General features: G+C 47.1%; 12 protein-coding genes. 4 read left to right on the forward strand and 8 right to left on the reverse strand.

All coding sequences use genetic code 11. The features are described from left to right. From OGX98_RS16365 to rsuA, 3 genes are all read right to left on the reverse strand, one after another. Window positions 1-345 carry a YejG family protein gene (locus tag OGX98_RS16365; protein WP_045445119.1) on the reverse strand — a complete coding sequence of 115 codons (345 nt, stop codon included), beginning with the start codon at window positions 343-345 and terminating at the stop codon, window positions 1-3. Window positions 346-673: 328 nt separating this feature from the next. After that, the gene (locus OGX98_RS16370) at window positions 674-1,870 is read right to left on the reverse strand and encodes a Bcr/CflA family multidrug efflux MFS transporter (protein ID WP_045445122.1); all 1,197 of its coding nucleotides are present in this window, start codon (window positions 1,868-1,870) and stop codon (window positions 674-676) included. 15 nt (window positions 1,871-1,885) lie between these two features. After that, on the reverse strand, window positions 1,886-2,593 hold the full coding sequence (gene rsuA, locus OGX98_RS16375; RefSeq protein WP_045445126.1) for a 16S rRNA pseudouridine(516) synthase RsuA: 708 nt from the start codon (window positions 2,591-2,593) through the stop codon (window positions 1,886-1,888). 152 nt (window positions 2,594-2,745) lie between these two features. On the opposite strand from rsuA, the gene radD reads away from it, so the two are divergent. Together radD and rplY are read left to right on the forward strand one after the other, a co-directional pair. Further along, window positions 2,746-4,506: a DNA repair helicase RadD gene (radD, locus tag OGX98_RS16380; protein WP_286595577.1), complete on the forward strand. Its 1,761-nt coding sequence runs from the start codon at window positions 2,746-2,748 to the stop codon at window positions 4,504-4,506. A gap of 124 nt (window positions 4,507-4,630) precedes the next feature. After that, window positions 4,631-4,915 (forward strand): 50S ribosomal protein L25, encoded by a 285-nt coding sequence (rplY, locus tag OGX98_RS16385; protein ID WP_045445132.1) that lies wholly within the window; start codon window positions 4,631-4,633, stop codon window positions 4,913-4,915. 117 nt (window positions 4,916-5,032) lie between these two features. On the opposite strand, the gene OGX98_RS16390 is transcribed toward rplY, so the two are convergent. The 5 genes from OGX98_RS16390 to yejK form a co-directional block, all read right to left on the reverse strand. Then, on the reverse strand, window positions 5,033-6,772 hold the full coding sequence (locus tag OGX98_RS16390; protein WP_286595578.1) for a SmdA family multidrug ABC transporter permease/ATP-binding protein: 1,740 nt from the start codon (window positions 6,770-6,772) through the stop codon (window positions 5,033-5,035). A 120-nt stretch (window positions 6,773-6,892) separates the two neighbouring features. Continuing rightward, entirely contained in the window at window positions 6,893-7,303 is a 411-nt protein-coding gene (locus OGX98_RS16395; protein ID WP_286595580.1) for a cytochrome c3 family protein, read from the reverse strand. Beyond that, window positions 7,300-8,940 (reverse strand): FAD-dependent oxidoreductase, encoded by a 1,641-nt coding sequence (locus OGX98_RS16400; protein ID WP_286595581.1) that lies wholly within the window; start codon window positions 8,938-8,940, stop codon window positions 7,300-7,302. Before OGX98_RS16400 ends, OGX98_RS16395 begins: the two co-directional genes overlap by 4 nt. A gap of 115 nt (window positions 8,941-9,055) precedes the next feature. Continuing rightward, entirely contained in the window at window positions 9,056-9,637 is a 582-nt protein-coding gene (locus OGX98_RS16405) for a NapC/NirT family cytochrome c (RefSeq protein WP_286595583.1), read from the reverse strand. A gap of 421 nt (window positions 9,638-10,058) precedes the next feature. Beyond that, on the reverse strand, window positions 10,059-11,066 hold the full coding sequence (yejK, locus tag OGX98_RS16410; RefSeq protein WP_286595585.1) for a nucleoid-associated protein YejK: 1,008 nt from the start codon (window positions 11,064-11,066) through the stop codon (window positions 10,059-10,061). Window positions 11,067-11,200: 134 nt separating this feature from the next. On the opposite strand from yejK, the gene OGX98_RS16415 reads away from it, so the two are divergent. Continuing rightward, window positions 11,201-11,428 (forward strand): YejL family protein, encoded by a 228-nt coding sequence (locus OGX98_RS16415; protein WP_003027506.1) that lies wholly within the window; start codon window positions 11,201-11,203, stop codon window positions 11,426-11,428. Window positions 11,429-11,459: 31 nt separating this feature from the next. Beyond that, window positions 11,460-13,220, forward strand: a complete 1,761-nt coding sequence (gene yejM, locus OGX98_RS16420) for an LPS biosynthesis-modulating metalloenzyme YejM (RefSeq protein ID WP_045445137.1) — start codon at window positions 11,460-11,462, stop codon at window positions 13,218-13,220. The last annotated feature ends 6 nt before the right edge of the window (window positions 13,221-13,226 follow it).

The raw sequence follows: 13,226 nt of genomic DNA on the forward strand, positions 1-13,226 counted from the left end.
TCAAAACGGATTGTTGTTTGAAAAAGGTTCCGCTATCGCCACACCGAAATTTTTCAGCCTGCAGGTTGCGGCAAATTCATCCTGGCGATTTACAAACAGGCACGGTTCCCCTTCACATTCCAGAACGGAACAAGGAACCTCAATGTCGCTGAGCGCCTGACTGAGTTTATGCATTACCGACCACGCGCTGTCACCGTCGGGACTGAGCAATTTGAGCGCCACCAGGCTGTTCTCCGTGCTCTGACCGTTTTGCGGAATCGGTTCAACCTTTGAACCTGCGAAACCCACCGACCAACGATAGCACTGCGGCAGACGATGAACGATTGAGAGTTGTAATGTAGTCACTTTTATTCCCCGGAAGCACAATTACTTCACAATTATTTTACACTAATATTAACACATCATTGACATCACGTCTTTAGAGAGTTAGTAAACGTTTACATCCAGTCCGTATGCGGCTTACTTAGCCAGGTATTTAAATTTATTTATCAATTCGGACATCTTTGCGGGCTATATGTACTCGTTTCTGCGATCTAACTCAACCTTTTTAACTACAATGGTGTGACTTTTTACATAAATTGATTTTACATAAAATAAACATAAGCTGGGGAAATGATAGATTTGCTGTTGATGTACATCAACTCTGAAGGCCTTGTGGCCTCCAGGTTGTGTATTAGATCACCGTTTTTTTTGCACGGCTGGCATAGAGATAGAAAAGAATTGAACTGGTAGCACAAAATGCTATCGACCAGATCATCGGCCAGGCCGAATTAAAGGTCGCCAGTGACAACAGCGCACCAACAATAGCGCCAATGCCAAAGCGGAAAGTCCCGGCCAGCGATGACGCCGTACCTGCCATATGTGGGAACTCATCCAGAATGACTGCCATCGCGTTTGATGACACCATCGACACGCAACCGACAAACGCAGCAACACCAACCACCAGCGCCCAGAACCCTAGCCCGAACAACGCGCTGAATACCATCCAGCCTGCCATAACGAACTGGATCCATAGCCCGGTGCGGAACATATTTAATGCCCCAACCCGACGGACAAATCGGCTGTTGATAATTGTCATTACAAACAGGAAGACGATGTTCAGCGCAAAGTAATAGCCGAAATTCTGCGGCGAAACATGGTTGATCTCAATGTAGACAAAGGGTCCGGCGCTAAGGAATGAGAACATCCCAGCAAAACTAAACCCACTGGCCAGCATGTAGCTCAAGACCCGCTTGTGTCGAAACAACGAGGCGAAGTTCCCCATTGTCGTGCGCAGGCGAAACGGCTGACGGCGCTCGACGGGCAGAGTCTCTTTGATAAGGGTAAAAATCATCACCGAGGCCAGAATTGCTGCTACGGCCAGGATCCAAAAGATGTAGTGCCAGCTTAACCATACTAATACCCAGCCCCCCACGATCGGGGCCATCAACGGAGCAATTGTCGTGACCAGCATGACGAATGACATCATGCGCGAAAATTCTTCTTTCGGATAAATATCGCGCATCAGAGCATTGATAACCACGCTCGCTGCCGCAGCCGCCAGGCCGTGGAAGAAACGCATAATGATCAATTGATCGATAGTTTGCGCCAGCGCACAAGCAACGGCCGCCGCGGCGAAAACCAGCGTTCCCCCCAAAATCACCGGCTTGCGCCCAATGCTGTCTGCCATTGGGCCATAGAGCAGCTGCCCTACCGCGAATCCCAGAATATAGGTACTGAGAGTCATTTGCGCACTGCCCGCAGGCACGCCAAACTGAGCTGAAATCACCGGCAGAGCCGGAAGATACATATCGATCGACAACGGCATCAACATGGCCAACAAGCCAAGGATAAAAACAATGGCAATTGAAGAGTTCTGCCGGGTGGTCACATTTAGCTCCTGAAATTAACGAGGGGTTAAGTTAACGCTGGCAATTTCTTCTTCGGTCAATGGACGGTACTCACCAGGCGCAAGATCGTCATCAAGCTTGATGGCACCGATTCGCTCACGATGCAGCGCCACAACGTGGTTCCCCACGGCAGCAAACATACGTTTAACCTGATGATAGCGCCCTTCACTGATGGTCAAACGGACCTGCGTAGGCGTAATGACTTCCAGCACCGCCGGTTTAGTGAGATCTTTCTCATTATGCAGTTGAACACCCCGGGTAAACTGTTCGGCGGTATCTTCTGCCACCGGCGACTCCAGCGTCACCAGATAGGTTTTCTCACAATGGTGACGCGGAGAAGTGATGCGATGTGACCACTGTCCATCATCGGTCATCAGTACCAGCCCGGTGGTATCAATGTCCAGACGCCCTGCCGCATGCAGTTTGTAGGCAACAGGCTCATCAAGGAAATAGAGCACCGTCGGATGATCCGGGTCATCCGTTGAGCAAACATAGCCCTGAGGTTTATTAAGCATAAAATAGCGCGGGCCATTTTGTTGAACCAGGGAATTGCCGTCATATTCAACGTCATGTTCTGGCAGCAGTTTAAACGCGCTATTTCTGACGATTTCACCATCAACGGTAACACGGTTACCACGGATTTCACGCCCGGCAATAGCGCGGCTGACGCCGAGTTGCTGAGCGATAAATTTATCAAGTCGCATGAGTGTGATTTTGCCTGTAACAATACGGAAATCGAGCGTTATGCCCGAAAAGTGGAGCCGTTTTCCGCCCAGTATAACGAGCTAACAACTTCCCTCAAGGGAAAAAGATTCGTGGCATACTATTCATCGTTACCATTTATCACAGTGAGACCATGACTTTTACACTTCGTCCCTACCAAAAAGAAGCCGTGGATGCCACGCTCAACCACTTTCGCCACCACCGCACACCTGCGGTAATCGTCCTGCCAACCGGAGCCGGTAAAAGCCTGGTGATTGCCGAACTGGCTCGCGTGGCGCGTGGGCGCGTGTTAGTGCTGGCACATGTAAAAGAACTGGTCGCGCAAAACCACGCAAAGTACTGCGCACTAGGGCTGGAAGCTGATATTTTTGCCGCGGGTCTGAAGCGTAAAGAGAGTCATGGAAAAGTGGTTTTCGGTAGCGTGCAATCAGTCGCACGCAATCTTGAGGCGTTTCAGGCTGAGTTTTCCCTGTTAATCGTCGATGAGTGCCATCGCATCGGTGATGATGAAGAAAGTCAGTATCAGCAAATCCTTACTCACCTGACCAAAGTAAACCCTCACTTGCGCCTGCTCGGTCTTACCGCCACACCTTTTCGTCTCGGTAAAGGCTGGATTTACCATTTTCATTATCATGGCATGGTGCGCGGAGATGAAAAGGCGCTGTTTCGCGACTGCATTTACGAATTACCGCTGCGCTACATGATTAAACATGGCTATCTGACGCCACCAGAACGCCTTGATATGCCAGTAGTCCAGTATGACTTTAGTCGCCTGCAGGCGCAGAGTAATGGCTTGTTTAGCGAAGCTGACCTTAACCGGGAGCTGAAAAAGCAGCAGCGAATAACGCCGCATATCATCAGCCAGATTATTGAGTTTGCCCAGACGCGCAAAGGGGTAATGATTTTCGCCGCCACCGTTGAGCACGCTAAAGAGATTCTCGGGCTGTTACCTGCTGACGATGCTGCTCTCATTACTGGCGATACACCAGGAAGCGAGCGCGACGTACTTATTGAAAACTTTAAAGCACAACGCTTTCGCTACCTGGTCAACGTGGCGGTATTAACCACCGGATTTGATGCCCCGCACGTCGACCTCATTGCGATCCTGCGCCCTACCGAGTCAGTTAGTCTTTACCAACAGATTGTCGGGCGCGGGTTACGACTGGCACCAGGCAAGACCGATTGTCTGATCCTCGACTACGCAGGTAATCCACACGATTTGTACGCCCCGGAAGTCGGCGTGCCGAAAGGGAAAAGCGACAATGTCCCGGTACAGGTTTTCTGTCCAGCCTGCGGGTTTGCAAACACCTTCTGGGGAAAGATGACCGCCGATGGCACGCTAATTGAACATTTTGGCCGACGCTGTCAGGGCTGGTTTGAAGATGATGATGGCCATCGTGAACAGTGCGATTTTCGTTTCCGCTTTAAAAATTGTCCGCAATGCAATGCTGAAAATGACATCGCCGCCCGGCGCTGTCGTGAGTGCGATACCGTCCTGGTCGACCCGGATGATATGCTAAAGGCGGCGTTGAGGCTCAAAGATGCGCTGGTCCTGCGCTGTAGCGGAATGGTGCTACAGAATGGTCAGGATGACAAAGGCGAATGGCTGAAAATCACCTATTACGATGAAGATGGCGCAGATGTCAGCGAGCGCTTTCGCTTGCACACTCCCGCTCAACGCACTGCGTTTGAGCAGCTATTTATTCGCCCTCACACCCGAACACCGGGTATTCCATTACGCTGGATAACCGCCGCCGATATTCTTGCGCAACAGGCCCTGTTACGGTATCCCGATTTTGTGGTCGCACGCATGAAAGGTCAGTACTGGCAAGTCCGAGAAAAGGTCTTCGATTATGAAGGCCGCTTCCGGCGAGCACATGAATTACGTGGTTAATTGTACTTTTGATTGATGTACCAGCCGTTTGAGTATAGAATCTCGCCCGCTTTTGCATACGCAAAGCAGATCACTTACCTGTTGCTGGGTCGCCTGTAACAGGACTTAATTAAGAGAGATTTAAATGTTTACTATCAATGCAGAAGTACGTAAAGAGCAGGGTAAGGGTGCGAGCCGCCGCCTGCGTACCGCTAACAAGTTCCCGGCAATCATCTACGGTGGCGCAGAAGCCCCGATTGCTATCGAACTGGATCACGATTCAATCATGAACATGCAAGCTAAAGCTGAATTTTACAGCGAAGTTCTGACCATCGTTGTTGACGGTAAAGAAGTTAAAGTTAAAGCTCAGGCAGTACAGCGTCATCCGTTCAAGCCAAAACTGGCTCACATCGACTTCGTTCGCGCGTAATCGCCAACAAGTTGAAGAAAACCTGCCCTAACTTCATTCCCTTTGCTTGTCTGCAACAGGTTTGAAATCGGTAGCAGATTTTCGAAACAAAAACGGCCCTTCTGGGCCGTTTTTATATTAACTATCCAACATTGTTTCCAGTTGTTGATAGCGGAACATATTCTGATACCATCCGCTTTTTGCAACCAGTTCATCATGTTTCCCCCGCTGCGCAATATATCCTTCCTGCAAAACCAATATTTCACTAGCATCAAGCAATCCACTAAGGCGATGAGTACAAATAATCAACGAGCGTTCTTTCCCCCACAGTCTTATATTTTGTAATATTTGAGACTCGGTCTGAATATCGACAGAAGAAAGCGCGGAGTCCAGAATCAATATCTCACTATTCATTAATAACGCTCTGGCAATTGCGATCCGCTGCTTTTGTCCACCCGATAACCTCACTCCCCGCTCACCTACTTGAGTCTGATACCCCTGCGCAAGATCGAGAATATCCTGGTGTATACAAGCGAGGTTGGCTGCGTACTCAATCTCCTTTTGTGTCGCTTGTGGATTACCCAGGGCAATGTTTTCCGCGATCGTGGCAGAAAACAGGAATGCTGTTTGATTAACGACAGATAAACGGGCACGCCATTCATTCAGGTTAATCTGATCAACAGGTATGGAGTGATAACGAATATTGCCCTCAGAAATATCAAAATGCCGCTGAATCAACGCCAACAACGTACTTTTACCCGCCCCTGTTGGCCCACATACCCCTAATTTCTTACCTGGTTCCAGGCAACAAAAAATATTATTCAGTGAAAATCCTTTTCCCACTGGATAATTAAAATAGCGTATATTAACCTCAAGAACGCCACGACCAGCAGGTAACTCCAAAGGACCATCCAAAACAGCCGGAGCTTCTTTCAGCAATACTGAAATTCGCTCATAAGCGACATTTCCCCTCTCAATAATATTAGACATCCATGACAAAGCCAGCATTGGCCAAATCATTAATCCCAGATACATAATGAAACTGGTTAACTTACCGGGCGTCAGCAAATCATGACTAATCATCCAACAGCCAGCCCCTACAGCCAGTAAGTTGGAGCATGCAACAGCCAGGTATATGGTCGGTGCAAACAATGCATTTATCCTGGCAACACGCATGTTCTGTTTACCAGCACGGGCCGCCGTTTCAGCAAATAAAGCCGACTGGTGATTCTCCAGCCCAAATGCTTTAATCAACCGGATACCGGTCAGACAATCTAGCGTATCATCGTTTAGTGAGGAAAAGGCTGTCTGTGCGGAGCTAAAACTCTGATGTAAAGCTTTACGATAATGTTTAATACAAAAAGCCATAACAGGTAGCGGAATCAACGAAAACAAGGTTAACTGCCAGCCACATTGAACAATCATAACCACCAGTACAGCCCCCCCGGTTACCATAGTATCCACCATAGAAAATATACCTTCACCAGCAGCAAAGGCGACTTTGTCCACATCACTGGTGGTCCTGGTAATTAAATCACCGGTACGATAACGTTGATAAAACCCAGCAGGCTGGTGACTAAATCTTTGATATAGCTGATTACGCAACACAGTAGCCAGATAATATGAAGCACCAAATAGTAATACCCGCCATATATAATGTAAGATATAAATTGCAAGAGCTAAACCAGCGATTAATGAAATCCATATTATTAAAGTAGTGCGATTAACCTGATGGTGAATTCCCTCATCAACAATCATCCCCACTATTGTAGGTGGCAATAATTGCAGAAAAGTTATGATAACAAGAATAATGACAGCACCTGAATAACGCTTCCAGTGCAAGACAAAGAACCAGCGTAATTGGGTAAGTATTTTCACGAGAGTAATCCAATCACCATAAAGTGATAAGAGGGGATGATTGCATAATGAATAAATGTCATCAGTAACAGAGTCTCTGTTACTGATGACTGCAACACTTTCTTTTAAAATAAGAGAATGTTATTTAATTTTCACATCAAATTGATGGCAATTATTACAATACAGTTTCGCAGGTTCTTTTTCATGTGACGTATGGCATACTGTACAACGGATTTCGCCTCCATGAGAGTCGTGAAATGAGGCCGTGCGGGTTTTACCTGATTCAGGATACTCTTTTAAGACCGTATCGCCAGAAGCATCTTTTTTACCATGATAATAACGCTCACCAGGTGCATGACAACTTACACAAGTTGGTGTCATATTTTTGTTCGCATTGGCATCATCGACATGGCAGTTATTACATTCGAGACCAATCGTCTTATGCATTTTCATGCCAACAATATCCTGAGCACTTGCTGAAAAAACACCGATAACACTGCAAAGCACACAGGTAACAAAGGCTATGACAATTTTATTCAGTAACGTATTCATTTATCACCACCTGCATTCTGCATTCTTGTGCTAATGATATGCTTAGCCGCCATACGACCAGACGTTAACGCAAAACCAGAAGCTGAGCCTTCCAATACCAAATCATAAGAACTGTCATATAAGCCGCCCATATCTTGCCCGACAACATATAAACCAGGGATGATTTTTTCGCTGGCATCATAAACCTGTAGATCGCTATTCATTTTCAGCCCACCTAACGTCAGGAAGTAGGCTCGAATACCTTTAACCGCGTAATAAGGTCCGGTATCCTGAAATTTAAAGAGATGTTCTTTCTTACGGCCCCAATCAGGATCAAACCCGTCATCAGTGTATTTGTTAACCTTGGCCACTGTTGCTTTTAAGGCATCAGCCGGTACATTAATCTGTTTAGCCAGATCGTCCAGAGTTTCCCCTTTAAATAACCAGCCTTCTTTCATACCAATTTCAATAGCCTGATCCAACGCTTTCATCGGTTGACCGGGTACAACAATCGCATTAAAAGCAGTGACGGGTCCCTCGTTAATCATTTTTTGACGCATCGCATCATCCCAAACGGAATACATTACTCCTCCGTTCATAGTGATTGCGTTATAAACGAGGGTAAAACTGGACCCCAGAGATTCATCAAAGAAACGTTCGCCTTGCCTGTTGATCCACAGAAACGGCTGGCTTAATGATGTTCTGGCCTGTTTTTGATAATCAGCGCCATTAAATTGCCTGATAGGAGGATCCTGATCGACGTAAGGACTATTACCGGCAATAGTTTGCATCCCTGCTATATCCGCGCCGATCTCCATACTCATTTTTATCCCGTCGCCTTCACGCCCATCAATCAAAGGACCACGAAGTTTTACAGGAACCATATTTTTCTGGTTTACATCTGTTATGTATTTTTCAATCATGTCACGGTTGTTAGCAAAACCCCCCGTTGCCACAATGACCCCTTTGCCATAGGCAATAATTTTTTCACCCGTGACACTGTTAACTGCTTCTACGCCGACCACCTCGCCACTCTTTTGGTCGCGTAAAATTTTTCTGACCGGCGTTTCCAGAAAAATTTGTCCTCCGCCGTCCAAAATTCTTTTATAAAAGCTCTTTGTGACCGAGGCTCCGTTATGTTTATACATGTGCCATGTCCACAACGAGTCACTCTCAGGGTAAATGGTGGTCTTTAACTTTGTATACTCCACACCATTGCTGGCGACCCAATCAATTGTCTCTCCAGAATTTGCCATTAACGCATGCAAAGCGCTGGCGTTTGCTCGCCAGTGGTGAAAATCAATAGCTTTACCAAAAGCCTGATTCAGCGTTGCGCCCTTACCCTCTTTCTTTTGCATCAGGGTACCAATACCTAGACTGCCTTCCGGGTAGACACCCGCGCCGCCTAAGCTCGGGAGCTTCTCAAATATTACGACTTTAGCTCCTCCCTGAACTGCAGTTAGTCCGGCAGACATTCCTGATAGTCCGCCCCCGATAACAACAATATCGGTTTGTATAATCTTCTCACTCACTGGTTCAATAGATGGATTTGACAAGTTTATATGTGGGATCTTATTCATATTCCTGTCTGCATTAACACTCACCGAGAACGACATTAATATCCCAGCTAATAAGAGACCTCTTTGTATTTTCCTCATAACACGGTCCTTTTCCATGAAGTTTTAAATCACGTTAAAACATTTATTGTATTTATGTAAAAGTTAGATAGAAGTAACAATCAGAAATGCCTAATTAATCCTCTTGACGTGTACTTTAATTTGCTAACTTGTGAGCAATTCCTTTATGACAATCGATACACGTTTGACCTTCTTTATGTGAAGCCTCATGAAAAGGAGCCATAAATCTCTTGGTCAATTTAGAAACATCATGGCAGTTCCTGCATTCCTGAGAGTCATTGGCTTTCATTCTCGCCCATTCCTTTTTTGCCATTTCATCACGATGCGCTGCAAATTTTTCTGGTGTATCGATTACTCCGCTTACATGCCCCCAGACTTCTTTAAGTGCATCTGCTTTTCTCACCATTCGGGGAAAAAATTCTTCTGGAATATGGCAATCTGTGCAAGCCACCTTGATACCGGTACGATTAGTTTTATGAATGGAATTGTTATAATTGTCGGTAAGTATATTGCCTTTCATTTCATGACAACTCAGGCAAAAAGCATCTGTACTCGTAATATGAATAACAGTATTAAACGCTGCAAACAGTCCTCCCCCAGCCAAAATAAAAAGAACCAGCACACATCCAATGAGTCGTTTCCTGGCTAAGGATGCCTGCAAGAATGCTATATTACCTGTAACACCATACGTTTTATCATCAGAGTTCCCTTTCTCCATACCATTACTCTCTCAATAAATTTTCAATATCAATACATGAATACCTCAAATCATGCAAAATAATATAATCTACAAAACTTATACAGTTACAATATGAATAGCAATACAACATACACACCTGTTCCGGGCATCAGGAGTATAAATTAATAACAATGGCTTTCTCGTGTCACAAATCACAAATAAGAAGCAAAACAATATCGATTAAATTATGAAAATGCAGAAACTATTTATACTGAATAATAATACAATTAAATACATTTATTAATGTGGATATCAAATATACAAAAACCATATATGAATAAACCTGTTTTGATTCTCTTGATTAATCGTATTCCTCATCATTACGTTTCAGGTCTGAGCCAGCACCTCTCCCCAGCCATGTTCATGGCTCCATAGCCAGGGAGATTCCGTATCAGGGCGATTAACTCCCGCCCGAAGTCCGACGCTGTAGCTGATCGCGCAGATTCGGTGGAGTACCTTTGATGGTTAAGGTATCCGTTGCCGGATCCCAGAAGATACGCTCACCCAACAGCATGGCATCAAAGTTAATCGTCAACCCACCGCCGCTCCCGGCAAACTTGGTTAACTGGCGCAGTGTACTGCGATCCGCCGGGAAGCTCTCTTCCAGCTCATACCCTTTATCAGCAGTAAACTCACTGAAACTGACTTCACTGACGCCGGAAAGCTCTTTCGATAGTGACTCCAGCTCAATCTCTTCACCCGCCTGGAGCTGCTCGTTACAGTAGCTGTAAACCTGCTGACGCACATTCTGGCGCTCGGCTTTGTCCAGTTGAGCTTCGGCGGTAAAGTCATCCACAGCTTGCAGTAAGCCTCGGTTTTGCGCTTTGGCGTTCAGCCCTTCGCTGGCACCAAGAAAATCCATAAAGAAATCAGCAACTTTACGCCCTACCCGACCTTTCAGGAAAGTCAGGTAGCGTGTGGACTCGGGATTAGTCTCCCACTCGGTTAAATCAATGCGTGCCACGATGTCTGCATGATTGATATCCAGATAGTGCGTCGGGTTGATATCCAGGTTTTCATTGACGCGCATGCTGCTCAAATTGTTCAGCACTGCGACCAGCAGGTACTCTACCGCCAGATAGCGATAATGGCAGAACAGTACGATCCCACCGTCGGCAAACGGATATTTCGCCAGTTCGTCACGCAAACGCCCCGTCGCAGCACGACTAAACGCCAGAAAATCCTCTTCTCCCTGGCGCTGCAAACGCAAGGTTTGCGCCAGTTCGCTCTCTTCGCTAAAGAGGCCATACGCTTTGTTCTTAGCGCTGTACACCCGATGCAGTTCAGCCATCATCTCGACAACGGTCGCTGTCGGTTCCAGTAATGAATCGCGCAAGACCAGCTCAAGGTTCTGCTCATCACGCTTGATAAGCTGGTGCAGGGCAATCTGGTTGATATCCAGACTCATGATAAACTCTCCTTTAAGACCGGGCGGTATTCAACCACCTGCCGGGCAGTGACGCAATAGAAGATAAAAAAGCAGAAAAAAAACTGTCGCTACGGTAATATGTTGCCCTTTCATGAACAGACTGATTTCGATTTATGCCACAAATTTCCCGCTATAGTGATGAACACGTTGAACAATTGTTGAATGAGATGCTCAACGTACTGGAAAAACATAAGGCGCCGACCGATCTTTCCCTGATGGTGCTGGGAAACATGGTCACTAACCTTATCAATACAAGCATCGCTCCGGCCCAGCGCCAGGCGATTGCAAACTCTTTTGCCCGCGCATTACAGTCTTCGGTAAACGACGACCAAGCGCATTGAGAGCCTGCTCCGGGGAAACGAACAACAGTTTATGCTAACTCATCGTCAGCGCTACCGTGAGAAAGTCTCCCAGATGGTTAGCTGGGGACACTGGTTTGCCCTGTTCAACATTCTGTTGGCCATGGTGCTCGGTAGTCGGTACCTGTTTGTCGCCGACTGGCCGACTACGCTTGCAGGTCGTGTCTATTCTTACCTGAGCATTGTCGGGCATTTTAGCTTCCTGGTGTTTGCCACCTACCTGCTGATACTGTTTCCCCTGACGTTTATCGTCATGTCCCAGAGGCTGATGCGATTCTTATCAGCCATCCTGGCAACGGTAGGTATGACGTTGCTGTTAATTGACAGCGAAGTTTTCACTCGTTTCCACCTGCACCTCAATCCCATTGTCTGGGAACTGGTCATTAACCCTGACCAGAACGAAGCTGCACGCGACTGGCAGCTGATGTTTATCAGCGTGCCGATAATTCTGCTAATAGAAATGCTGTTTGCGACCTGGAGCTGGCAGAAGCTGCGCAGTCTGACGCGTCGCCGTCATTTCGCTAAGCCGTTAGCAGCATTCTTTTTCGTTTCATTTATCGCCTCCCATGTGGTGTATATCTGGGCAGATGCTAACTTCTATCGCCCAATTACCATGCAGCGCGCTAACCTGCCACTTTCCTATCCGATGACAGCGCGTAAGTTTCTGGAAAAACATGGTCTGCTGGACGCGCAAGAGTATCAGCGCCGTCTGATCGAGCAAGGAAACCCGGAAGCTGTTTCTGTGCAGTATCCACTTAGCGAACTACGTTATCGTGATATGGGAACCGGCCAGAATGTCCTGCTGATCACTGTCGACGGCCTGAACTACTCACGCTTTGAAAAGCAGATGCCAGCACTGGCTGAATTCGCCGGACAGAATATCTCTTTCACGCGCCACATGAGTTCAGGAAACACCTCGGATAACGGTATCTTTGGCCTGTTTTATGGCGTTTCGCCAAGCTATATGGATGGCATTTTGGCGACCAGAACGCCTGCTGCGCTGATCTCCGCGCTGAATCAACAAGGTTATCAGTTGGGGTTATTCTCTTCTGATGGCTTCACCAGCCCGCTTTATCGTCAGGCGCTACTGTCGGATTTCTCCATGCCGAGCGTGCAAACACAATCTGACGAACAAACGGCAAACCAATGGATCAACTGGCTGGGCCGCTACGCGCAGGAAGATAACCGCTGGTTCTCATGGGTCTCCTTTAACGGTACCAACATTGACGACAGCAACCAGAAGAATTTTGTTAAACGGTACGCCAACGCGGCTCAGGACGTAGACGCGAACATTAACCGAATCCTTAGCGCCCTGCGTGAATCAGGTAAGCTGGACAATACGGTTGTCATCATTACCGCGGGTCGCGGTGTACCGCTGTCTCAGGAAGAGAACAACTTCGACTGGTCTCGTGGTCATCTACAGGTTCCGCTGGTGATTCACTGGCCTGGTACACCCGCACAGCGTATTAATAGCCTGACCGATCATACCGACCTGATGACCACGCTCATGCAACGCCTGCTGCACGTCAGTACGCCTGCGAACGAATATTCTCAGGGGCAGGATCTGTTCAATGCCACGCGCCGCCATTATTGGGTAACAGCAGCCGACGGCAATACGCTGGCGATTACCACACCGGAGATGACGCTGGTGCTCAACAGCAACGGTAATTACCAGACGTATAATTTGCACGGCGAGAAAATCAAAGATCAGAAACCGCAGCTAAGCCTGCTGCTGCAGGTATTGACGGATGAGAAACGATTTATTGCTAACTGATTAATT

The sequence above is a fragment of the Citrobacter sp. Cm046 genome (assembly GCF_030333065.1).
Taxonomy (GTDB): Bacteria; Pseudomonadota; Gammaproteobacteria; order Enterobacterales; family Enterobacteriaceae; genus Citrobacter; species Citrobacter murliniae.

Excerpts from the sequence above, each read along its gene's own strand:
- OGX98_RS16395 (WP_286595580.1), bottom strand. The coding sequence starts at position 7,303 with ATGAATACGTTACTGAATAAAATTGTCATAGCCTTTGTTACCTGTGTG.
- OGX98_RS16405 (WP_286595583.1), bottom strand. The coding sequence starts at position 9,637 with ATGGAGAAAGGGAACTCTGATGATAAAACGTATGGTGTTACAGGTAAT.
- yejK (WP_286595585.1), bottom strand. The coding sequence starts at position 11,066 with ATGAGTCTGGATATCAACCAGATTGCCCTGCACCAGCTTATCAAGCGT.
- OGX98_RS16415 (WP_003027506.1), top strand. The coding sequence starts at position 11,201 with ATGCCACAAATTTCCCGCTATAGTGATGAACACGTTGAACAATTGTTG.
- rsuA (WP_045445126.1), bottom strand. The coding sequence starts at position 2,593 with ATGCGACTTGATAAATTTATCGCTCAGCAACTCGGCGTCAGCCGCGCT.
- OGX98_RS16400 (WP_286595581.1), bottom strand. The coding sequence starts at position 8,940 with ATGAGGAAAATACAAAGAGGTCTCTTATTAGCTGGGATATTAATGTCG.
- rplY (WP_045445132.1), top strand. The coding sequence starts at position 4,631 with ATGTTTACTATCAATGCAGAAGTACGTAAAGAGCAGGGTAAGGGTGCG.
- radD (WP_286595577.1), top strand. The coding sequence starts at position 2,746 with ATGACTTTTACACTTCGTCCCTACCAAAAAGAAGCCGTGGATGCCACG.
- yejM (WP_045445137.1), top strand. The coding sequence starts at position 11,460 with ATGCTAACTCATCGTCAGCGCTACCGTGAGAAAGTCTCCCAGATGGTT.